This window comes from Roseibium salinum (assembly GCF_026240905.1).
GTDB classification, from domain to species: domain Bacteria; phylum Pseudomonadota; class Alphaproteobacteria; order Rhizobiales; family Stappiaceae; genus Roseibium; species Roseibium salinum.
On sequence record NZ_JAPEVI010000003.1, the window covers coordinates 1,973,722 to 1,997,393 of the forward strand.

The window sequence follows — 23,672 nt, forward strand, 5'->3', positions numbered from 1 at the left end:
GGTTCCCGGTCTCGGCGCCAATGCGGCAGGACCGGGAAGGCAATCGGGATTTTCGGGTCTGCTGGCCCAAGTGGGCCCGCAATCACTTCACCGGTTTGACCAGCCGCATGCGCCAGGTGACGCCCTTCTTGTCCGAGACCAGACGATAGTCGTCGAGGACTTCCCACTTGCTCTCGTCGTCGGTCGCCTGCCAAAGGCTGTTGATCAGCTTGTTGGCGCCCGATTCCGGCCGTTTGGGGGAATACATGGAAAGCGCGATGACGCCGTTTTCCTTCAGGAAGGGCACGTAGCGGGAGACAAGGGCGGCTGGATCGTCGGCGAAATGCAGCACTTCGTTGAAGACGATGGCCGAGAACGCTTCGCCGGGTTCGGGTTCGAACGTGTGCATGTCCGCCGCGCGCAATGAGGCGATGGCCGGATCCACATTGGCGATCTTCAGCGAGGCCGGGGAAAGGTCCATGCCGACATAGCGCTTGATGCCCATCGGCTGCAGGCGCTCGTATAACAGCCCCTCGCCGCAGCCGATATCGAGCACGTTTTCCATGGTGCCGGTCAGCGACAGCCACATGCCGATTATGCCGTAGCGGCCGCTTTCCGGCAGCGAGCGCAGAAAGGCCCAGCGTCCGGCTTCGTATTCCTCGTCCCAGCCTTCGGCGGTTGTGGCGTTTTTCGACATGTTGGCTTCCTGACAGCAAAGGCGGGCGGCGAGCGGGATGGTTCAGCCAGAACTATCCCGCTCCACGGCCCCGCCGGAACATTCCGGATTTCAGATGCATCACTTATAGGGATCTGCCGCGTCACGCAAACCGTCCCCGAGGAAATTGAACGCCAGGACCACGATGATGATCGGGATGACCGGCGCCATCAGCCAGGGGTAGACCGTAACCACCGAGATATTCTGCGCTTCATTCAGGAGGACGCCCCATGAGACGGCCGGGCGCCGCAGGCCGAGGTTCAGATAAGAGAGTGCGGTTTCGCCCAGAATCATCGCCGGGATCGACAGCGTCGCGGAGGCGATGATGTGACTGGTGAAGCCGGGCAGCAGATGTCGTGTGATCACCCGGCGGGGCTTTGCCCCCATGAGCACCGCCGCCTTGGCATATTCCTCCTCACGCAGCGACAGGAGCTTGGAGCGGACGGCGCGAGCGAGCCCAGGCCAGTCGAGAAGGCCCAGAATGATGGTAAGGCCGAAATAGATCCAGACGGGGCTCCAGGTGACCGGCAGCGCGGCGGAAAGCGCCATCCAGAGCGGCAGCTCCGGCAGGGAGCGGATGATCTCGATGACGCGTTGAATGGCGCTGTCGAGCAGCCCGCCGAAATAGCCTGCGATACCGCCGAAGAACAGGCCGAGCACGATCGAGATCGTCACACCGACCAGGCCCACCGTGAGCGACAATCTGGCCCCGTAGACCAGGCCGGAGAACTGATCGCGGCCCAGCCGGTCCGTTCCCAGGAGAAACAGGGTTCCGTCCTTCGCCGGACAGAACAGGTGAAAGCTGGCGTCGAAGAGCCCCCAGAATTCGTAAGGATCTCCGCTGCAGAGAAAACGGATCCTTTGCACCTGGGTCGGATCCTCCTGGAACACCCATTGCAGGGTCTCCATGTCGATTTCCGAGCTTATCCCGTAGACGAAGGGTCCGACGAATTCACCGTCGTGAAAGAAATGCACCTGCTGGGGCGGCGCATAGAGATTCATGCTGTCGCGGGTATTTGCCGTATAGGGGGCAATGACCTCCGCGAACGGAACGGTGAGATAGAACAGGATAAGGATCACGCCCGACCAGACGGCGAGTTTGTGGCGTTTGAATTTCCACCACATGATCTGCCACTGCGAGGCCTGGAAGTAGCGCTCCTGTGCGGGCGTCATCTCCTCCGTCACGGCGGGATTGAACGGTGCCGGATCGACGTAGTGCTCGACTTCCCGCACGGCTGCCTTGTCTTTCGCATCCATACTCATGACGAGGCCCTCCCGCCGAGGCGGATACGCGGATCGAGAACCGCGAGCAGCAGGTCCGATATCAGCATGCCGATCAGGGTGAGGATGGCGACGAACAGAAGAATGAAGCCGGACAGGAACTGGTCCTGCGACTGCAGCGCGGAAACGAGCACCGGCCCGACGGTCGGCAGGCTCATCACCACGGAGACGATCACCGAGCCGGAGACCAGTGAGGGGATCAGGTTGCCGATGTCGGCAATGAACGGGTTGATCGCCATGCGGAGCGGATACTTGACCAGGAGCTGGCCTTCCTTCAGCCCCTTGGCCCGGCCCGTGGTGACATATTGCTTGTGGAGTTCATCCAGAAGATTGGCGCGCAGGCGCCGGATCATGGCGGCCGTACCCGACGTTCCGATCACGATGGTGGGCACGATCAGATGGGCCAGCACGGACAGTATCTTGTCGACGCTCCACGGACTGTCGATATATTCGGGTGCCATGAGGCCGCCGATGGATAGACCGAACCACCGGTTGAACATGTAGAGCAGGATGAGCGCGAGCAGGAAGTTGGGTGTCGCGAGTCCCACATATCCCAGGAACGTGAACCCGTAGTCCCCCCAGGAATACTGCCGCGTCGCCGAATAGATCCCGATCGGGAAGGAAACGACATAGACGAATAAGATCGTTGCGAAATTGAGCACGACCGTCAGCGGCAGCGTCGGACCGATGACATAATCGACCGGTTTGTCGAATTCGAACGACCAGCCCCAGTTGCCCTGGAGAAGGCCATCGAAACCGTGGGGCCCCGGCCACAGACCGACCCAAACCAGGTATCGTTCCAGGAAGGGCCTGTCGAGCGAGAATTCCTTGCGCAGGAACTCCAGCTTTGCGACCGAAGATGCTTCCCCTGAGGATTTCAATGCGGCGATCTGGTTGGAGATGTAGTCGCCAGCCGGGAGTTCAACGATGAAGAAGATCAAAAAGCTGATCACCAACAGTGTCGGGACCATCATCAGTATCCGGCGAATAATGTAATAAAGCACCTAAACTCCCCTTAGCCCCGATACTTCCCGCAAAGCACGCACCCACGGCTCGTCAAACGGCCGCCTCGTTCTTCCTGTCAGCATGTTTTTAGAACGAGAGCGTGTCCACCCGAAACAAATAATTCTGAAATCACCGCCGGCCGGTTGCGAACCCGGATCCGCCGAACGGATCCGGGTCCTGTAATGATGTGACGGGATCTCCGGGATCCGTCCTGGCAGACATGACGGGCCGGACCTGCGGTTTTGTTCAGCCTGTCAGCCATGTTGCCTTCCTGGAAATCCGTCGTCTTTCGGTTCGTGTTCACTCGGCCATGTAGAACTCATCCATGCGGTGAATTCCGAAATGGGCACCCGGATCCCAGCCGTAGATCCCTTCCAGGGGAACGTTTTCAACGTCCTTGATCACGACCGGCTGCGGGACGCCCGAGACCAGACCGATATGGATAGTCTGGTTGGCATGAATCTGCAGCATCTCATCCCAGATCGCCCTGCGTTCCTCGGGCTCCCTGGAAACCAGCCAGGTCTTGTAGAGCTCCATCAGGCGCACGGCCGGCTCCCAGTCGGGCTTTTCGCCGCCCTCGCCGCCTGTTTCGTAGTAATCGCCCCATGCGGGCCAGGCGAACCTGTCGCCATGAACCGGTGCATAGTCTTCCGGCGGCATTTCGGAGGTCGGGATGCCGTTTTCAAATCCCCACCAGACGGACATCAGCAGTTCGCCCGTGATGGCGCGCTCGCGCATGTTGTCCCGCTGGCTGGGCTTTGCGAACAGCTTGATGCCGATCTCCCGCCACATCTCGGTGACGAGTTCCAGTGCATCATCGTGTGTCTGGTCCTCACCGGCGGTTTCAACGATGATTTCCAGTGCGCGCCCGTCCGGCATCAGGCGGATGCCCTCGCCGTTGCGCTCCGTGAGGCCGATTTCATCCAGAAGCGCGTTTGCCTTTTCCGGGTCGTACTCGGCCCATTTGGTGGCGTACTCGGCCTTGTAGAGCGGGCTGGCGGGCAGCACCATGTCATTGGCCGGCCTGCCGAGACCGAAGAACAGCACCCGGTTGATCAGCGTGCGGTCGATGCCGAGGGAAAGCGCATGGCGGAAACGGGTGTCGCGCAGCAGCTCGCGCCAGACCGGATCCTTGACCGTCAGGTTCGGCAGCAGCGAAATCTCCGAGCCTTTGGAATTCGACCAGAGCGCGGTCACGTAGTCGTTCTGCTTTTCACCCTTCTTCAGAACCGTGACGTCGGCAAAGCTGAGGTTGCGCGCCTGAAGGTCGCTCTCGCCGGCCTGCGTCTTTGCCGGGATCAGCTTGCCATCGGCGACCGTCATGACGATTTCGTCGATGTAGGGAAGCTGCTGTCCGGTGCTGTCGACCCGGTGATAGTACGGATTCCGCTCCAGAATGAAGCGCAGGTCACTGTCGGCGCGATTGCGCACCCAGGGCTGCAGGCTCGGAATATCCACATTCTGGGCGTTGTACATATCGTCTTTCTTGTTATGCAGCGGCGCCCAGCCGCGGGCCTTCACCTTTTCCGCTTCCTTGGCGATGATATCTGGATCGCCGTATTTCTCGTGGAACTGCTTCAGATAGTGCGACGGCCGGTAGATGAACGGGGGCCGGGATTTCGCAAGCTCCGGCAGAAACAGCGGGTTCGGGTCCGCCCAGGTGAACCGCACCGTCGTCTCGTCCAGCACCTCGAATTTCGGTTTCTGGCCATTCGACAGGAGGAAAGGCGGCAGGCCGGCGGGCGTCAGTTCTTCATTGCTGACGACATCCTCGAAATAGTAGCGGAAGTCTTCCGCGCCGAAGGGGTGGCCGTCGGACCACTTGTGCCCTTGACGCGTGTGCAGCGTGAAAATGCGGCCGTCCTCGACCTCGATGTCCTGCAGGATGTCCGGAACAAGATCGAGGCTTTCATTGTAGCCGACAAGACGCGCATAGCCCCACACGTTGATCAGCCGCACGTCCTTGGCCCGGCCGATCAGCGTGTCGAGCGTGCCGCCGTGCCTGCCGGTCTCCCGGCCCTTGGCTTCGAGGTCGACGACCAGGGGCTCGGACGGAACCCGCTCCGCCACAGGTGGCAGCGAGGCGTCGAGCCCCGGTGTTTCTTTCAGCTCCAGCGCGACCAGCGGACCGGTCATCATCGCTGCGGCCAGGAACAGTCCTGCCCTGACGGATTTCAAGAACATCATGCTGCAGTCCCCTCAAGTGCCCCGGCATTCTTCAGGCCAGGTGCACAGACAAAGTGATCCGGTTCCAATTCGACGAGTGACGGTTCCATACCGTCCGAAAGGCGGAAAGGTTCCGGCCAGAGTTGCGGCTCCGATGCCCTGTTGGCATCCAGGGCGGCAAAATCCAAACGCGCTGACAGGTCCGGCTCGGGAACAGCGGACAGCAGGGCCTTAGTATAGGGGTGGAGCGGATTGCCCACGACGGTGCGGGTTTCGCCCATTTCCACAAGGCAGCCACGGCACATGACGGCAATCCGGTCGGCGACATAGTCGACCACCGCCAGGTTATGGCTGACGAAGAGATAGGTCAGATTGAGATCGCGCTTGAGATCCTGAAGCAGGTTGAGGATCTGCGCCTGCACCGAAACGTCCAGCGCCGAGGTCGGCTCGTCGCAAAGAATGAATTCCGGATTGAGCGCAAGCGCGCGGGCGATGCCGATGCGCTGGCGCTGCCCGCCTGAGAAGGAATGCGGATAGCGGCGCAGATATCGCGGGTCCAGTCCGACCAGGTTCATCAGATTTCTTGCCCGCTCCGCCCGTTCGGACGCAGTGCCGATGCTGTGAACCTCAAACGGTTCGGTCAGGATATCGTTGACGGTCATACGGGGATTGAGCGAGGAAAAGGGATCCTGGAAGATCAGCTGGACCCTGCGCCGGTAATCCATGAGGGCCGAGCCCCTCAGCTTGGCGATGTCCTCCAGCCCGTTGCCCCGGTTGTAGAGAACCTGGCCGCCTTCCAGCTTGACGGCTCTCAAGATCGCCTTGGCGGCGGTGGTTTTGCCCGACCCGGATTCGCCCACCAGTCCCAGACACTCGCCCCGGCGGATCGTCAGGCTGACCTGGTCCAGCGCGGTCATCGTCCTGGCCTTGCCGCCCAGAAACGAGCCTTTGCGCAAGGTGAATTCCTTGGTCACGTTGCGCATTTCAACGAGCGGCTCGCCCGGGGCAACGTCACAGCGCGTTCGGTTCGCGGTGAGGTCCGTGGCCTTCACCTTGATCGGGCGGATCGGCACGAGCCGTTCGTCCTTGCCCATGTGAAAGCTCGGCACCGCGTTGAGCAGCGCCTTCAGGTAATCGTGCCTGGGATCGCCGAAGAGCTGCTCGGCTGTCCCCTTTTCCAGGATGCGGCCGTGGTAGATCACCGCAATCTCATCGGCCATATTGGCGACCACACCGAAATCGTGGGTGATCATCAGCACCGACATTTCCAGCTCGGACTGGACTTCGCGGATGAGCTTCAGGATTTCGGCCTGGATGGTCACGTCGAGGGCAGTGGTCGGCTCGTCGGCGATCAGCAGCGCGGGCCGGCAGATCATCGCCATGGCAATCACGGCGCGCTGACGCAGACCGCCGGAAAGCTCGAACGGATACGTATCCAGCGCGCGCTCCGGGTCCGGGAAATGGACGAGGCGGAGCATGTCCTTGGTGAGTTCGCGGGCCTCGGCGCGCGAGACGTTGCGATGCAGGAGCGCTGCCTCGCCGATCTGGTCTCCGATCGTGTGCAGCGGCGACAGGGACGTCATCGGTTCCTGGAAGATGATCGCAACCCGGTTGCCGCGCAGGTGCCGCATCTTCGCGCCCTTGCGCTCGAGTGTCGCGATATCGACCGGCGGCTCGGTGCCTGAAGGATCGGCCAGAACGACCTTGCCGGATGTGATCGCGGCCGCATCGGGAAGCAGGCCCATGATCGTCTGGGAAATGACCGTTTTGCCCGACCCGGACTCTCCCACCAGCGCGACCGTCTTGTTCTGGGGCACGACAAACGAGACGTCGTTGACCGCCCTGATACGGCCTTCCGGCATATTAAAATCGACCGTCAGTCCCTCGATCGAGAGCACATTCACCGCGCGGCTCCTCCCCGGCAAGGTTTGTCTCAGAGTGGCTTAATAAGCCCTTGTTGCAATAGAAAGACAACCAAATTCGCCGAGCGATAGCAATGCAGAAATCGGTACCGAGTATCAGTGATCTAAATCATATTGGCAAAAAATCCCTTTTCTGTTCAGAATCTTGTCCGTGCGCGCAGTAAAGTTTCAAAGCTACTCTGCCGCGGAGACCGGCAAATCTTCCGCAGCGGTTTGCGCGGGTTCGGCCGCCGGGAACGGATCCAGCCAGTAAACCTCCATCGGATCACTCCGCCCACGCAAGAGATGCTCTCCGGCCCGGCGGAGGTTCCGCTCGCCCGGGAGTTGGGCAACGGTGTTAGCGCTGGCCAGAATGGTGACTTCCGCATCTCCCGCAACTTCCCTGCCCAGCGTCTGCAGGCGTTCGGCCGCATTCACCGTATCGCCGACAACCGTATAGTTCCAACGGTCGAGCGCGCCCACATTGCCGACGACAGCAGGCCCGGTGTGGATGCCGACGCGAAGCAGGAGCCGGGGCCGGCCCTCCTCCACCGCCTGCTCGTTGGCCTTATGGAGGGCAGCCGCGATCCGGCGGACTGTTCTGACCGCCGCTGCGGCATGGTCGGGCCGCGCGTCGGGAGCCCCCAGAATGCAAGCATGCCGTCGCCTATGAACTTGTCGACCGTCCCGTCCTCGCTCTCCACCGCCTCAACCAGGATGGCGAAATGGTCGTTCAGAAGGCCGGCCGTTTCTTCGGCGCTCATGTGTTCGGACAGCGCAGTGAAGCCGACGATATCGGTGAACACGATGGTCAGTTCCGCTTCCCGCGCGTCTGCCGCCCCGCGGCCGCCCAGACGCATCAGCTTGATGAACAGCGACCGCGGCACATAGGTGTTCATGGCCTTCAGGCCTTCCACCATGGAATTGAACGCGAGAGCAACCTGATCGACCTCCGCTACCCGGCTGCGCGGCAGCGGCTCGACCTCATTCAACGACAATGAGCCGACCCGCCGTGACTGAACGGCAAGATTGCGCAGCGGCCGGGCCACCCGCCGGCCGATCCAGAAGGCAATCAGGACCGAAACCACCAGCGCGCCGAAACCGACGAACATCGACCCGGCCAGCCGCCTGACCTCGCGGGAAACCGTGACGCCACGATAATACTGTCCCACGATCCAGGCCTCGTCGCTAAAGCCTTCCAGAACGCCTTTCATGAGAATGTATTCGCTGCCGCCTGCTTCCACGAACGAAACCTCGATGCCGAGTTCCGCCGCCTTCTCGAATTCGTTCAGGCGCTGCTCGTTCGCCATCGCCGCCAGAACCGGATCTCCCGCGGATCTCCAGGGGCTTGGCAGATTGTCCTTTATGCTTCCGCCTGTCTGCAGCCAGTTCACGTCGGAGTGCATGATGACCTTGCCGTCTCCCGAGATGATGAAGACGGTATTGTTGGCGCCTTCGTCCTGCGCGGACACCGCATGCGACAGGTCCTCCATTGACGTTGCCGCCGTCAGTATGCCGGTGACCTGGCCGTTCCGGGTGATCGGCACCGAGACATTTGCGAACAAGCCAACATCATGACGCACAAGCGGTCCCCAGGTCGGCCCGCTATCGGCCACCAGATTTGGAATACCGTCCGAGATCATGCCCGGCGGCGGCACGTCGGTCGATATCCGCCAGAGCTTCCCCGACGGCGCACGGAAGATGCCCAGCCGCCGGCCATTCAGGTCCGTGACGGCCAGCGTGCTGAGATCGCCATTGGCCTTCATGGCGATCGACAGGTCTTCCAGGGTCTTTTCCGGATTGCTGAAGCCGATGGTATCGTCATCGAAATAGGGTTTCAGTCCGACAACGGCGCTTTCAACGGATCGGAAGTGGGTGCGCAGCCGCGTCTCCAGCGCCTGGGTGCTCAAGATCGCCTTGTCGTTGAGAAGCGAAAAGGTGTTCTGGAAATTGGCCATCACGGACAGGCCGAGCACCAGACCGATCGCCAGCGCCACAAACGCGCCGAAGCCAAGCCCGACGACGGTCGTCAGGGGCCACTTCATGCGCCCTCGGGTACGGTCCTTCTTCGCCATCAGGCGGCCTCCGTTGTCGGCAACAGCTTACCCGCCAATGGCTTGGCGTCAAATCCCGGCGGACAGGATCTGGCGAGATTCACGTTTGCCCGGGAACCATTTTCCGCAGCGCAAGCTCCTGCAGAAGTATGATGGTCTTGGCGTCGCAGATCTCACCGGACCGGATCATCCGAAGCGCATCGTCAAGCGGAACGTGGAGAACTTCAATATCCTCGCCTTCATGCTCATGGCCCCCCCTTCCGCGACCTGATCCTTCAGATGGTATGTGCCGGAGAAAAAGGAAAGATACTCGGTGAGCGCTCCCGGGCTCATGAGAACGTCGAAGAGATGGTCCAGCCGAGAAATCTCGAAACCCGTTTCCTCGACAAGCTCGGCCCGCATCCGGTCTTCCGGATGGGCCCCGTCCAGCATTCCGGCCGGTGCCTCGATCACCAACGGATCCTTGTCGTTCAGCCAGACCGGCAGGCGGAATTGCCGGGTCAGCAGAACACAGCCGGTTTCAGGATTGTAAAGCAGGCAGGTGACGCCGTTGCCCCGGTCGTAGGCCTCGCGGACCTGTTCCTGCCAGGTCCCGTCCCTGCGCCTGTATTCGATCCTGTACCTGGTCAGCTTGCCCCACTCGTTCGCAAGCACCTCGGCGTCAACTATCTTCAGGAAATCCGGATCTGCCATCATGCGCCTCCTGACTTCATGATCCCGTGCCTTTCGAAGGCACGAGACCGAGTTCGGCGAGAATTTCCTGCGTATGCTCTCCCAGCATGGGTGCCGCGTGCCGGAGAACGAGTTCACTGTTTCTGAAACTGATGGGCGTGCGCACCGACGGCACGGTTCCGCCGGCAACGCCGGTTGCGGGCAGATCGACCTTCAGCCCGCGGCCCTGCACCTGCGGGTCATCGAAGACCTCTTCGACCGAGTTGATCGGCCCGGCGGGCACGCCTTCCAGTTCGAGGGCCGCAAGCAGATCGTCCCGGTTGCGGGCGGCGGTTTCCGCGCTTAGAAGCGGGATCAGTTCGGACCTGGCCGCAACGCGCGCCGCATTGGTGGCGAATTTCGGCTCGCCGGCGAGCGCGGGCAGGCCGAGCACGCCGCAAAGGCGCCTGAACTGGCTGTCATTGCCGACGGCGATGATCAGATGCCCGTCCTTTGCGGGAAACACCTGGTAGGGAACGATGTTCGGGTGGGCATTGCCGAGCCGTTTCGGGGACCTGCCGGACACGAAGTAATTCAGCGCCTGATTGGCGAGCACACTGACCTGCGCGTCCAGCAAGGCCATGTCCACCCATTCGCCCTCGCCGGTCTCGTCGCGCCTGCGGAGCGCCGCCAGAACGCCAATAACGCCATAGAGGCCCGTGAAGATGTCGGCGAAGGCGACACCGATTTTCTGCGGGGCGCCATCCGGCTCTCCGGTCAGGTCCATTATCCCGCCCATGCCCTGGATCATGAAGTCGTAGCCCGCACGGCGGGCGTAGGGACCGGTCTGTCCGAAGCCGGTGATCGAGCAATAGACCAGCTTCGGATTGACCTTCCTGAGGCTCTCGTAATCGAGCCCGTATTTGGCCAGACCGCCGACCTTGAAATTCTCGATCAGGACATCCGCTCCGGCAACCAGCCGGCGGACGATCTCCTGCCCTTCTTCCGTCCTGAAGTCGACTGCAATGGACCGCTTGCCGCGATTGCAGGCATGAAAATAGGCCGCGTCCCGGTCCTCACCGGCTTCGTCCCGGACAAAGGGCGGTCCCCAGCCTCTGGTGTCGTCCCCCTGCGGGCTTTCCACCTTGATCACGTCCGCACCGAGATCGGCCAGGGTCTGACCGGTCCAGGGGCCGGCCAGAATGCGGGCAAGTTCGATAACCTTTATGCCTTTCAGCGGCGCGGTCATGCTCGGTTCCTTGAAAAGTTGACCACCTCACTCCGGCCTGGCATCACGCTTCGCAGGTCTTGCGGTAGACGTGGTAGCGGCCCGGATGAATACCCTCGGGCTTTTCCAGCGCCTCGAAATTCGCAAGGTCGAGTTCCAGGGCCGACATGACGATGCCGCCGACGGCCATCCGCTTGTCGATCAGCGGCGCAAGCCAGTGGACGATGGCCAGGTCATTGGTCGGGTCGGCGGAGCCGATGTCGATATGAGCAAAGGACGCCTTGGCGCCGACACGCGGACCGCAAAAGGCGAGCGTGTCGCGGATATCGCCGAGTATCATGTGTTCGGCATCGGGCGCGCAGCTCGGATGGCAGTCCATGGTGAAATCGAAAACGAAGATTTCCTTGTTCGGGTAGATTTCGCGCAGATGGTCATAGGTTCGGCCATTGCCCAGCCCCAGCTCCAGAATCGGACCTTCGACCTCGTTGACCCTGTCGACCAGATGTTCCATCAGGATCTTCTGGGAAGTCATACGGCGAATGAAACTGTCCAAACGGCTCATCAAAAAGGTTCCCGGTTCTGGCAAAGGTCATGACATAGACAATGGCTTGCACCACGTCAAAGCACTATCTGGCGTAATTGAACAGGGATCTGCCCTCGTTCCAATTGCCGCAGGAGGCGGAAACGGAAACAGGCCTTTGCCCCATTGTTCGATCATGCTAACGCCTTGGTATCGGGACCTCTTGACCGGCCCTGACCCCAAACCAGGCTTCATCAGCCGCGATCCTTTGCTTGTATGACGTCATTGCAGGAGAGTTCGATGCGTTCCGAAACGGCGCCCGCCATCCGGCTGGAAGAGTACCAACCGCCCGCTTACCGCATCGACACGGTCCATCTGGACGTACAGCTCGATCCGGCCGCCACGACGGTCACCGCCACGCTGTCGCTTGCCCGACAGGCCGGAACGAAGGCCGGTACGCCTCTCGTCCTGGACGGGGACGAGCTTACCCTGACCGGATTGAAACTGAACGGCGAGGAGCTCGGCAGCCAGGACTTCACGGCGTCCGCCGACCGGCTGGAAATCAACGCCCCGCCCGCATCCCCGTTCGAGCTGACCATCACGACGCAAATCAATCCCGGCGCCAACACCAAGCTGATGGGGCTTTACCGGTCATCCGGAACATTCTGCACCCAGTGCGAGGCGGAAGGCTTCCGCCGCATCACGTATTTTCTGGACCGTCCGGACGTTCTGGCCGTCTACACGACACGCCTGGAAGCTCCGAAGGCCGAATGCCCGGTGCTGCTCGCCAACGGCAACCTGATCGAGACCGGCGGCGTTGCCGGTTCGGACCGCCACTATGCCGTCTGGCACGACCCGTTCCCGAAGCCGGCCTATCTCTTCGCGCTGGTTGCAGGCGACCTGGCGCAGGTGCCGGACCGCTTCACCACGGCGTCAGGCAGGGATGTGGAGCTCAACATCTATGTGGAGCACGGCAAGGAGGGCCTGTGCGACTGGGCCATGGACAGCCTGAAGCGCTCCATGCGCTGGGACGAGCAGGTCTTCGGCCGCGAATACGATCTGGAGGTATTCAACATCGTCGCCGTGTCGAATTTCAACATGGGCGCGATGGAGAACAAGGGCCTCAATATCTTCAACGACAAATACGTTCTGGCCGATCCGGATACCGCGACCGACCAGGATTACGCCAACATCGAGGCGGTGATCGCGCACGAGTATTTTCACAACTGGACCGGCAACCGCATCACCTGCCGCGACTGGTTTCAGCTGTGCCTGAAGGAAGGCCTGACGGTCTTCCGCGATCAGGAATTTTCTGCCGACATGCGCTCCCGCCCGGTCAAGCGGATTGCCGACGTGCGGCTGCTGAAATCCCATCAGTTTCCGGAGGATGCCGGACCGCTGGCCCATCCCGTCCGCCCCCGGATCTACCACGAAATCAACAACTTCTACACCGCCACGGTTTATGAAAAAGGTGCGGAAGTGGTGCGCATGCTGAAGACGCTGCTGGGCGACGACAGCTTCCGGGCCGGGCTCGATCTCTATTTCGACCGCCACGACGGGCAAGCCACGACGATCGAGGCGTTTCTTGCCTGTTTCGAGGAAGCGGCCGCAATCGATCTCAGCCGGTTTGCCCTCTGGTACGAACAGGCAGGCACCCCGGTCGTCGCCGTCCAGAGCGAATACGATCCGGAGCGCCAGACTTTTACGGTCAAGCTCTCTCAGGAAATCCCGCCGGTGCCCGGGCAAAAGTCCAGCAAACCTGCAGTCATTCCGCTCCGCTTCGGGCTTATCGGTCCGAATGGCGAGGACATGGACCTTTCCGCTCCCGAGGGCGCCACTGTCTCCGGCGATGTTCTGGTGCTCGACAAGGCCCATCAGGAGGTAACGTTCAGGGATGTCGCCTCCCGGCCCGTCCTGTCGCTCCTGCGCGGGTTTTCCGCGCCCATCCGGCTGAGCCAGGAATTGCAGCCGGACGAGTTGCTGTTTCTGGCGGCTCAGGACAACGATCCCTTCAACCGCTGGCAGGCGGTGCAGACCCTGGCCATGCAGGATCTGGTGCGGCTCTCCAGCCTCATTCGCAGAGGCGACAGCGGCAAGCCGTCCGAGGACGTCATCCGCGTCATGGGCTCCGTGCTGACCGATACTTCGCTTGACGCGGCTTTGAGGGCGCAGGCGCTCACGCTGCCAAGCGAAGCCGATGTCGCCCAGGAGATCGGCAAGGATGTCGACCCGGATGCCATCTTCGCGGCGCGCCGGCTGCTGCGGGAAGCGATCGCCCTCAGCCACGGTAGCGAACTCCTGCCGCTCATCACCAGTCTTGCTCCCGCGGGGGCCTATTCCCCTGACGCGGAGGCCGTCGGGAAACGTGCCCTTGCCAACCGGGCATTGCACTATTACGCGGCTTCGGGTGACGACGATGCCGCCCGGCTTGTCTGGGACCGTTTCGTGGCCGCTGACAACATGACCGACCGCCTGGCCGCGCTGACGCTCCTCGTTCATGACCACATGGCGCAGGAAGAAGCCGCGCTGGACCACTACCGGAAGCGGCACGAGGCCAGTTCGCTTGCCATGGACAAGTGGTTCATGACCCAGGCCACCGCGCCGGGGGACCGGACGCTGGACAAGGTCCGGGCGCTGATGAAGCACCCGCTTTACGACAGCAGCAATCCGAACAGGGTGCGCTCGCTCCTGCAGTCGTTCGCCACCGGCAATCCGACCCAGTTTGCCCGGGCCGACGGGGCCGGTTTCGAGCTGGTTGCCGAATCGGTTTTGGCAATAGACAAGCGCAACCCGCAGGTCGCGTCCCGTCTGCTGACCAGTTTCAGGTCATGGCGGGCCCTTGACCCACAACGTTCTGTCCTTGCGGAATCTGCCCTCCTGCGGATTTCCTCATGCGAAGATCTGTCGAGAGACAGTCGCGACATCGTCGACAGGACATTGCAATAGTGTGCAATACTGAAGAAGGTTAACGCGAGAGCAGCAAATCGCGCCGCGCGTTAACCATTTTCTTCTTCCGCAGGTCTGGACAAAAACAGACGTTTTGATTCAAATGGAAGTGATTCGGGGCAAGCTCCGATGCGGCGGAACTTGAGGCACACTTCCCATGACGCAAGCATTGGCTGGCGACGCATCTGCGCGGCGCGGCGAGAAGGAGTCAGATCAGGAGACGCGCGCAAGCGCGCCAGGCCTGCCGCTGCGCACCCTGGTCGAAACCTTCCTGAACAGCCTTGCCCGGTCCGACGGCCTGCTTCGACGTGTCATTCCCGGCCTTGCGATCGTCTTCATCGTCATACTGGCGCTCTTTCGCGGCGGCGAACTTGCCGGCCGCTATTCCGAAGCGCAGACATCGGCGCAGAGCACGCTCAGCCTGCTGGCGACCGTTGTCGCCGGCAATCTCAACGCCGAGCAGGACACTCTTCCTGAAGCCGGCTACCGGACGACACTCAAGCGCCTCCTGGCCGACAGCCTGCCGGCCGGCGCCACGAGCAAGGGCCGGATTTTCCTGATCACCGATCCGTCCGGAACGATCGTCGCCTCGGCCCCGGCCCATCCGGACATGGAAAGCCGCCCGATCACCGACATCCTCAGCCCGTCGCAACCGCTGACCGTCTTCGGCTCGCGTGCCGGCGTCCTGTCCGTGCCTGCCGGTCTTGGCCGTCCGGACGGTGACGAACAGGTATTCGCCACGGTCCATCATCTCGACGGGCGCCTAGGCATGGTCGCGGTCCTGCAGCCCGAGACGGCGATCTACGCCGACTGGCGCAAGGACCTTTCGGCCAACGTGACGCTGTTCGTGGGCACTTCGCTGGTGCTTCTGGCGGTGATCTACGGCTTTTTCAGCCAGGCTACGCGCGCGGAAACCGCCGATGAAATGTATGCCGCGACCAGGGCCCGTATCGACACCGCCCTCACCCACGGTCGCTGCGGCCTGTTCGACTGGGATCTCTCCCGCGGCCGCATGTTCTGGTCTTCCTCGCTCTATGAATTGCTCGGCCGGGAGCCCAAGGACGACATCCTGAGCTTTGCCGATGTCTCCGACATCACCCATCCGGACGATATCGACCTGCTCGCCCTGGCGGAGCATCTGCTGGAGAGCGGCGAAACGCTGGTCGACGAAACCTTCCGCATGCGCCATGCGGACGGCAGCTGGATCTGGCTGCGGGCCCGCGGGGAAATCCAGTCCGAGCCGGGCCGCGCGGAACCGCACCTGATCGGCATCTGCATCGACATTACCGAGCAGCACCAGCTCGCCGAACAGAGCCGCATGGCGGATCTGCGCCTGCGCGATGCGATCGAGACGATCTCGGAGGCATTCGTGCTGTGGAACGCCCGGAACGAGCTGGTGATCTGCAACTCCAACTACCAGTCGCTGCACAGCCTCCCCAGCGCGGTCATCAAGCCGGGCACGCCTTACAACGACGTGATGGCCGCCGCCTCCAATGCGGAGATCGCCCCCCAGCCGGTCACCGTCACCCAGCGCGGCGGAGCGCCGGACGGTTCCTACGAAGCGCAACTGGAAGACGGGCGCTGGCTGCAGATCTCCGAGCGCCGCACCAAGGACGGCGGCTTCGTTTCCGTCGGCACGGACATTACCGCGCTGAAGAAACACGAAGAAAAGCTGATGGAGTCGGAAAAGCGGCTGAAGGCCACGATTTCCGATCTGCAGAAATCCCGCCAGACGCTGGAGGTCCAGGCCCGGCAGCTGGTGGAAATGGCCGACAAATACCAGGAAGAAAAGACCCGCGCGGAAGCGGCCAACAAGGCCAAGTCCGAATTCCTGGCCAATATCTCCCACGAGCTCAGGACGCCGCTGAACGCCATTATCGGCTTCTCGGACATCATGACCCAGGAGATGTTCGGGCCGATCGGCACCGACAGGTATACCGACTATTGCAAGGACATCTATTCCTCCGGCACCTACCTGCTCAACGTGATCAATGACATTCTCGACATGTCCAAGATCGAGGCGGGCCGGATGAACATCGAAACCGAGGCCGTCAGCGCTTCGGCTGCCGCCGCGGATGCCGGCCGGATCGTTACCGCCGCGGCGACCGAGAAGAACATTACCGTGGCTGCGGAAGTCGCCGAAAACCTCAATGTCCAGGCGGACAAGCGGGCGCTGAAGCAGATCCTCCTGAACCTGCTTGCCAACGCGGTGAAATTCACCCCGGACAACGGCACGGTGACGCTCAAGGCGCGGCCGCGCGGCGACAAGATCCGCTTCGAGGTCACGGACACCGGCATCGGCATTTCCGAGCGCGACATCGAGCGCCTCGCAAAGCCATTCGTGCAGGTGGAAAACCAGTTCACCAAAACCCATCAGGGCTCCGGCCTCGGGCTCGCCATCGCACGTTCGCTGGTGGAATTGCACGGCGGCAAGCTGACGATCCAGTCGGAAGTCAAGAAAGGCACCACGGTAAGCTTCACGCTGCCGATGGCGGAGGACAAGCAGCCTGCGTGACAGGCGGGCCTGAAAGTCAGCCCGGGAACCCGTTACCCCTCAGCCACCTCGACCTCCCCCACAAGCCGCACGAATGTGGAGCGCACCTTCGCCTGAAGGTCGGCCAGTTCCGTCTCGAGCCGGTCGAAGGTCGGGCTGCCGGAGGCCTGGACGAGCAGGCCGAGCACGCCGCCCGGCGCCGCAGAGGGCACAAATCTTTCCGAAAGCGTCAGACGCAGGATCTGGGTCAGCCGGTGGTAGAGGCGAAGCGCTTCCAGGAGCAGTTCGGCATCGCCGATATCCAGGCACTCGGCGTCGCGCAAACGCTCCAGCGCCTGTTCGGTGCCCTGGGCCAGGACGCCGGGGTTGTCGTTAGCATGCACCAGTTGCAGGAACTGAGCGATGAATTCGATATCGACCAGGCCGCCTGAGACCTGCTTCAGGTCCCAGATATCCTTCGTGCCCTTTTCCTTCTCGATGCGCGCCCGCATCGAGCGGACATCGTTTGCAAGCTTTGCCCTGTCGCGCGGCTGTGTCAGCGTTTCGCCGATGTTGTCGACGATCTTCTGCCTGAATTCCGGTGTCGTGGCGGCAATGACCCGTCCGCGGGTCAGGGCCATATGCTCCCAGGTCCAGGCGTCCTTCTTCTGGTAGGCGATGAAACCTTCCAGATTGGTGGCCAGCGGTCCGGCATTTCCGGAGGGGCGGAGGCGAAAGTCCACCTCGTAGAGCGAGCCCTCGGCGGTCGGTGCGGAAAGCGCCGTGACCAGCCGCTGCGTCAGGCGCGTATAGTACTGGGTGATCGACAGGGGCCGCTTGCCGTCGGACTCCTTCACGTCCTCCGGCGCCTCGTAGAGCAGGATCAGGTCAAGATCGGAGCTGGCCGTCATTTCCCGTCCGCCCAGCTTGCCCATGGCAAGCACGGCGATATTGCCGCCCGGCACCACCCCGTGGGTTTCGGCGACATGGGTAATGACGCGGGACTGGATACGGTCGACGACCACTTCCGCCAGCCTTGCCAACGCGAAGCCGACCCTATCGGCGGAAAGCGTGTCGGAGATCAGCCGAAGGCCGATCAGGAACTGCTGCTCCTGGGTGAAGATCCGGGCCCGGTCGAGGGCTTCCTCGTAGAACCTGGCCTGGGCGAGCGTCCGGTCCAGGCCGACGCGAAATTCCTTGACACTCGGCATCGCGCCGAAAAAGGCCGGGTCCAGCACCGCGTCCAGGACATGGACCCGCCTGGACACGGTTTCCGCCATGCGCGGCGCAACGCCCATCGTGGTGGCAAGCAGCGTCAGGAGTTGGGGATTGGATCTCAGCAGCGCGAAAAGCTGCACACCGGCCGGGAGCTTGGCGAGAAAACTGTCGAAGGTCCGCAGCGCCGCATCCGCGTTGTCGGTCGCCGCCAGAGCGCCGATCAGGGCGGGGTGCATTTCAGTCAGACGTTCGCGCGCCTTGGTCGAACGCGTGCAGGGATAGCGGCCGAAATGCCACGACTTGACGATGCTGGCCGCTTCGGCCGGCTGCTTGAAGCCAAGACCGGCGAGCGTTTCGAGCGTACCGGGATCATGATCGTCACCCGTGAAGACCAGATTGCCGAGTTCGGAGGACAGAGCCGGTTCGTCCTCGAAAAGTTCCGAATAGTGATGCTGCACTTTCTTCAGATGGCTGAGGAGTTCTGCTTCAAATGCCTTCAGTGTGCCGAAGCCCATCAGGGCGGCGATGCGCGTGAGGCCTTCTTCATCCTTGGGCAGGAGCTGGGTCTGTTCGTCGTTCAGCATCTGGATACGGTGCTCGACATTGCGCAGGAACCTGTAGGCATCGGCCATCTCGTCCCGCGATTCCGGCCGGATCCAGTCGGCCTCGCAAAGCGCGTTCAGCATGTCGAGCGTGCGGCGGCCCCTGAGCGCCGGATTGCGGCCGCCGGCGATCAACTGCTGGGTCTGGACGAAGAATTCCACTTCGCGGATGCCGCCGCGGCCCAGCTTGACGTTGTGTCCCGCCACGGCGATGGTCCCGTGGCCCTTGTGCATATGGATTTGCCGCTTGATCGACTGCACGTCGGCAATCGCGGCAAAGTCGAGGTATTTCCGCCAGATGAACGGGGCGATCTCGTGAAGGAAGGCTTCCCCCGCCGCAATGTCTCCCGCACAAGGCCGCGCCTTGATGAGCGCCGCCCGTTCCCAGTTCTGGCCGAGCGACTCGTAGTAGACGAGCGCGCCAGGAACGGACATGGCCAGGGGCGTCGCGCCGGGGTCGGGACGAAGGCGCAGGTCAGTACGGAAAACATATCCTTCCGCCGTCCTGTCCTGCATGATCTTGACGAGACGCCGGGTCATGCGGACGAATTCCACCGGAGCCTCGGCCGTGCCCGCCATCGGGGCCTTGTCCGGATCATAGAGGACGATCAGGTCGATGTCGGACGAGTAGTTCAGCTCATTGGCGCCATGCTTACCCATGGCGAGCACGATGAAGCCGCTGTCTATTTCCGGTTTTTCAGGATCGAACGGCTTGAACTTGTTGAGGCGGGTCAGATCGCTCAGGCAGAAGCGGATTGCGGCTGTCAGCGCCGCGTCGGCAAAGCCGGCCAGAGCGCCGGTGATCCGGTCGAGTTCGATCACACCGGAAATATCCGCCAGCCCCAGGGTCAGGGCGAGATCGTTCTTCAGCAGCCTCAACGCCCGCATGATGCCCGCTTCATCGTCCGCGCGGGCGTCCCGGGCCTGGGTGAGAATGCGCTCGAGCCGCGTTTCCGGGGCGTCTTTCAGTATGCTCACGAGCCGAGACGGATCTGACAGCATGAGATCGCGCAGGAACGGTGAATTGCCGATGATGCCTGTCAGAAAATCTTCAAGGCTGGGATTGTCGCGGAATAGGGCCTTGAGCTCGGCTCCGGCCCCTGCGTCGTCAATGAGGTCCTTCAGGAAGAGCGCCGCGTGATCGGGATCCGGGGTCGCCGGGACGACGGCGATGCGCCCGGCAAGTTCGCCCGGGGCAGCCTCAGCTTCCGTCGGTGTGCCCTGTTCCTGTGCCGCCTTGTCCATGGTCCGTCCCGTTGCTGACCGGTGCTAAATCCATCCGGGCGGAAAGGCCCGGTGCTTCATTCTTGAAGCGCAAGTCTCCTCCATGCAAGCGGGCAACGGCTTTGACGAGGCTCAATCCGAGACCCGTTCCGGGTTCCGAGCGGCTTTCTTCGAGGCGAACGAAGCGTTCCTTGACCCGGTCCTGATCCTTCTCCGGAATGCCGGGGCCATTGTCCGTGACCGCAAGAGACGACACGGTCGCCCTCTCGCCATGCGGAAATCCGGATCAGGAGTTCGCCCGAATCGGGATGGCCGTATTTCAGGGCGTTTTCAATCAGGTTGACCAGGGCCTGGCTGATCAGATCCCTGTTGCAGTCCGCCTGGAGCGCTTTCTCCGGCACGTCCGTTTCCAGCCTGCCGCCTTCCTCTTCTACCAGAGGCTCGTAGAGCTCGGCAATTTCGGCCACGACCTTGTTGAGATCAACCGGTTCCATGACGGATGCCGGAGCGGTGGCTTCAATCCGGGCAATCCTGAGCAGCGCATTGAAGATGCGCAGCAGATGGTCGGTTTCCTCCAGCGTCGCCTCCAGAGCACCGCGATAGTCCGCCTGGTCCCTGGCTTCGCGCAGCGCCGTCTCGACGCGGGTCTGCAGGCGGGTCAGCGGCGTCTTGAGGTCATGGGCGATGTTGTCGGTCACGTCCTTCATCGACTGCATCAGCAGTTCGATGCGCTCGAGCATGTCGTTGAGGTTGATGGCCAGGCGGTCGAATTCGTCGTCGTTGCCCGCAATCGGCAGGCGCCCCGTCAGATCCCCCTCCATGATGGTGCGGCTGGTGGCGGAGATCTCGTCGATGCGTTTCATGACCCTGTGGTTGACGAACAGCCAGGTGATGACACCCATGATCACCACCACGATCAGCCACAGGCGCAGCGCATTACCCAGAAGGTTGGAAAACAAGAGCTGGTCGCCGAGATCCCGGCCGACAAGCAGGCGGAAGCCGCCGCGCAGTTCGAAGGTGCGCACCATGGCCTGGCGCTCTGCGTTTTCCGGTTCCTGCCCAAGCCTGGTGTAGCGCACCCGGTGCAGGCCGCCGTCGGCCTCTTCCAGCACCATGGTCGGCAGGCGGGCAATGTTGCCGACGAGCGCGTTGCCGGCGAAGTCGACCAGAAGATAGAGGTTGGCATCCGGATGGCGCGAGCGCCGGTCGATGGTTTCCACCAGTTCGCGGGCCCCGCCGCGCACATAGACGTCGGCCAGGTTCTTCAGTTCTGAATCGACATCCTGCACCACTTGCTCGGACATCAGTTTTTCGGTGCTTTTGGAGATGTAGAGCAGCAGGAAACCGGACATCACCGTGAACACGGCGATGTAAAGCAACGACAGCTTGAAGGCCGTGGTCCTGGTGAATCTAGTGAGACGTGTCACGTATCGTGTATCCAGCGCCGCGGATCGTGTGCAGGAGCGGTGTGTCAAATCCCTTGTCAATCTTGGCGCGAAGACGCGAAATATGGACATCGATCACATTCGTCTGGGGGTCGAAGTGATACTCCCAGACGTTTTCCAGCAGCATCGTGCGGGTGACGACCTGGCCGGCATGCTGCATGAGATATTCCAGCAAGCGGAACTCGCGCGGCTGCAGCGGGATTTCCGTATCGCCGCGCCGGCACGAATGGGCCATGCGGTCCAGGATCAAGTCACCGACCCTGTAGGTCGTTTCCACGTGGTGGGAGGATTGAGGCCGCCGGGCCAGCGCCTCGACCCGTGCGAGCAATTCGGTGAAAGCGTAGGGCTTGGGCAGATAGTCGTCACCGCCGGCCTTGAGGCCCTTGACCCGGTCATCGACCTGGCCAAGCGCCGACAGGATCAGCGCCGGCGTGTGGTTTTGCTCGCGGCGCAGCTCGCGGATAAGCGACAAGCCGTCCATTTTCGGCAGCATCCGGTCGACGATGAGAATGTCGTAGGTGCTGTCGAGGGCCATCTGCAGCCCGGTATCACCATCCGATGCCCGGTCGGCCATGTGGCCGACTTCGCTCAGCCCCTTGACGAGGTAGCTGGCCGCTTCCGGATCATCTTCAACAACAAGAATCTTCAACATAAGATCCTTTTTACCGTGAGTTGCGTCGAAACAAAATGGTTGGCGGCGGCAACTGATGCAATTGCCGCCGCCACCATTCAGGTTATGGACAGAACCGGCCCGCCGGGTTTCAGGGGCAGAGGGCGAGCCGGCCCGCCATTCAGGCTCCGCTCCGGATCACATCCCGCGTTCGTGAACGCTGGTATGCGTCGAGGCACGGGCGCCTGATCAGCCAACGTTCATGGGCAGGGCCACGAAGCGTGAGCGCTCGTTGCTCTCAACCCGGAAGAGAACCGCCTTGCGGCCGTCCTTTTCAGCCTTTTCAAGCGCCTTCAGGACATCGGCCGGATTGTTCACCTTCATGCCTCCGACTTCCAGGATGACGTCTCCGGTGCCGAGGTTCTTTTCCGCTGCCGGGCTGTCCGGGCCGATTTCGACGATGACAACGCCTTCACCTTCCAGGCCGGCTTCGGCTTTCGTGGTCAGGACCAGGCCGAGCTTGTCCAGCGAAGTCTTGCCTTCTTCAGCCTGCGGGGTTGCGGCAGCAGCCTGCTCCTGGTCCTGCAGGCGGCCCAGGGTGACGCTGATGTCCTTCTCTTCGCCATCCCGCCAGACGGTCACGTCCACCTTGGTGTCGGGCTCATAGGCAGCGATGATCTTGGACAGGTCGCGCGGACCGTCCACCTTGGTGCCGTCGACGGCCAGGATGGTATCGCCCGCACGCAGGCCGGCTTTCTGAGCCGGGCTTTCCGGCTGTGCTTCCGCGACAATTGCGCCGCGTGCACTGTCAAGGCCGATGCTTTCGGCGATGTCGTCGGTGACCCCCTGGATCTGGACCCCCAGCCAGCCACGGACGACGGTCCCGTCATCCTTCAGCTGCATGATGACATCCTGCGCGGTCGAGGACGGGATTGCGAACGCAATACCGACATTGCCGCCGGACGGCGAGAAGATCGCCGCGTTCACACCAATCACCTCTCCATGCATGTTGAAGGCCGGACCACCGGAATTGCCGCGGTTCACGGGGGCGTCGATCTGGATGAAGTCGTCATAGGGGCCTGCACCGATGTCGCGGCCGCGGGCGGACACGATGCCGGCCGTGACAGACCCGCCAAGGCCGAATGGATTACCGATGGCAACGGTCCACTCGCCGACCTGCGGCGCGTCCTGGGCAAAGTTCACGTACGTGAAGTCTGCCTCGCCTTCGACCTTGAGCAACGCCAGGTCGGTGCGCTTGTCCGCGCCGATCAGCGTGGCGTCGTACTCATTGCCGTCCTGATCGATCACGGTGAACTCGGTCCCCTTGTCGATCACATGCTGGTTGGTGACGACATAGCCATCTTCGGAAATGAAGAAGCCGGAGCCCTGCGACATGCCGTATTGACGCGGCGCGCGGCGCGGGGTGTTGCCTTCTTCGCCGCGCTCACCGAATTCGCGGAAGAAGCGCTGGAACGGATGGCCGTCCGGAAGACCCTTGAAGAATTCCTCGAAGTTTTCGCCGCCGCCAAAATTCATCATGCGCGGCTCGGCGGCCTGCTTGACGCGGACGCTGACAACGGCCGGGCTGACGGTGCGGACAACATCGGAGAAGTCCGCCGGGGAGGCCGAGATCCACACGGACCGCATCAGCCAG

At 62.2% G+C, this 23,672-nt stretch carries 14 protein-coding genes and 2 pseudogenes; 2 read left to right on the forward strand and 14 right to left on the reverse strand.

Annotation, left to right across the window (positions count from 1 at the left end):
• Positions 1-82: 82 nt before the first annotated feature.
• The 9 genes and pseudogenes from ON753_RS13705 to ON753_RS13750 all read right to left on the reverse strand — a co-directional run bounded on the left by ON753_RS13705 (position 83) and on the right by ON753_RS13750 (position 11,542).
• Positions 83-676 (reverse strand): class I SAM-dependent methyltransferase, encoded by a 594-nt coding sequence (locus tag ON753_RS13705; protein ID WP_265963195.1) that lies wholly within the window; start codon positions 674-676, stop codon positions 83-85.
• Positions 677-775: 99 nt separating this feature from the next.
• Positions 776-1,957 (reverse strand): ABC transporter permease, encoded by a 1,182-nt coding sequence (locus ON753_RS13710; protein ID WP_265963196.1) that lies wholly within the window; start codon positions 1,955-1,957, stop codon positions 776-778.
• On the reverse strand, positions 1,954-2,979 hold the full coding sequence (locus ON753_RS13715) for an ABC transporter permease (RefSeq protein ID WP_265963197.1): 1,026 nt from the start codon (positions 2,977-2,979) through the stop codon (positions 1,954-1,956). Before ON753_RS13715 ends, ON753_RS13710 begins: the two co-directional genes overlap by 4 nt.
• Before the next feature lie 301 nt (positions 2,980-3,280).
• Positions 3,281-5,164 (reverse strand): ABC transporter substrate-binding protein, encoded by a 1,884-nt coding sequence (locus ON753_RS13720; RefSeq protein WP_377046994.1) that lies wholly within the window; start codon positions 5,162-5,164, stop codon positions 3,281-3,283.
• Positions 5,164-7,050, reverse strand: a complete 1,887-nt coding sequence (locus ON753_RS13725) for an ABC transporter ATP-binding protein (protein WP_265963199.1) — start codon at positions 7,048-7,050, stop codon at positions 5,164-5,166. Before ON753_RS13725 ends, ON753_RS13720 begins: the two co-directional genes overlap by 1 nt.
• Before the next feature lie 192 nt (positions 7,051-7,242).
• A pseudogene (locus tag ON753_RS26720) lies at positions 7,243-9,122 on the reverse strand (adenylate/guanylate cyclase domain-containing protein).
• A 165-nt stretch (positions 9,123-9,287) separates the two neighbouring features.
• A complete protein-coding gene (locus tag ON753_RS13740) occupies positions 9,288-9,794 on the reverse strand; it encodes an NUDIX domain-containing protein (RefSeq protein WP_323054731.1) in 507 nt (168 codons plus the stop codon).
• A 16-nt stretch (positions 9,795-9,810) separates the two neighbouring features.
• Complete coding sequence (locus ON753_RS13745) at positions 9,811-11,001, reverse strand: CaiB/BaiF CoA transferase family protein (RefSeq protein ID WP_265963200.1); 1,191 nt, start codon at positions 10,999-11,001, stop codon at positions 9,811-9,813.
• 43 nt (positions 11,002-11,044) lie between these two features.
• Positions 11,045-11,542: a class I SAM-dependent methyltransferase gene (locus ON753_RS13750; RefSeq protein ID WP_265963201.1), complete on the reverse strand. Its 498-nt coding sequence runs from the start codon at positions 11,540-11,542 to the stop codon at positions 11,045-11,047.
• A 258-nt stretch (positions 11,543-11,800) separates the two neighbouring features.
• Between ON753_RS13750 and pepN the strand changes: the two genes are divergently transcribed.
• Both pepN and ON753_RS13760 read left to right on the forward strand, forming a co-directional pair.
• Positions 11,801-14,446 carry an aminopeptidase N gene (gene pepN / locus ON753_RS13755; protein WP_265963202.1) on the forward strand — a complete coding sequence of 882 codons (2,646 nt, stop codon included), beginning with the start codon at positions 11,801-11,803 and terminating at the stop codon, positions 14,444-14,446.
• A gap of 157 nt (positions 14,447-14,603) precedes the next feature.
• Positions 14,604-16,961, forward strand: coding sequence for an ATP-binding protein (locus ON753_RS13760; RefSeq protein ID WP_265963203.1), 2,358 nt, complete (start codon positions 14,604-14,606; stop codon positions 16,959-16,961).
• A 32-nt stretch (positions 16,962-16,993) separates the two neighbouring features.
• Here the strand turns inward: ON753_RS13760 and ON753_RS13765 are convergent, their stop codons facing one another.
• The 5 genes and pseudogenes from ON753_RS13765 to ON753_RS13785 all read right to left on the reverse strand — a co-directional run bounded on the left by ON753_RS13765 (position 16,994) and on the right by ON753_RS13785 (position 23,665).
• Complete coding sequence (locus ON753_RS13765) at positions 16,994-19,984, reverse strand: bifunctional [glutamine synthetase] adenylyltransferase/[glutamine synthetase]-adenylyl-L-tyrosine phosphorylase (protein ID WP_265963204.1); 2,991 nt, start codon at positions 19,982-19,984, stop codon at positions 16,994-16,996.
• Positions 19,941-20,219: a sensor histidine kinase gene (locus ON753_RS13770; RefSeq protein WP_265963205.1), complete on the reverse strand. Its 279-nt coding sequence runs from the start codon at positions 20,217-20,219 to the stop codon at positions 19,941-19,943. The genes ON753_RS13765 and ON753_RS13770 overlap by 44 nt, the downstream gene beginning before the upstream one ends.
• 316 nt (positions 20,220-20,535) lie before the next feature.
• A pseudogene (locus ON753_RS26725) lies at positions 20,536-21,480 on the reverse strand (HAMP domain-containing protein); the annotation flags it as partial.
• Positions 21,374-22,060 carry a response regulator transcription factor gene (locus ON753_RS13780; RefSeq protein WP_323054732.1) on the reverse strand — a complete coding sequence of 229 codons (687 nt, stop codon included), beginning with the start codon at positions 22,058-22,060 and terminating at the stop codon, positions 21,374-21,376. The gene ON753_RS13780 and the pseudogene ON753_RS26725, both read right to left, overlap by 107 nt.
• A 207-nt stretch (positions 22,061-22,267) precedes the next feature.
• Entirely contained in the window at positions 22,268-23,665 is a 1,398-nt protein-coding gene (locus tag ON753_RS13785) for a Do family serine endopeptidase (RefSeq protein WP_265963207.1), read from the reverse strand.
• Positions 23,666-23,672: the final 7 nt, after the last annotated feature.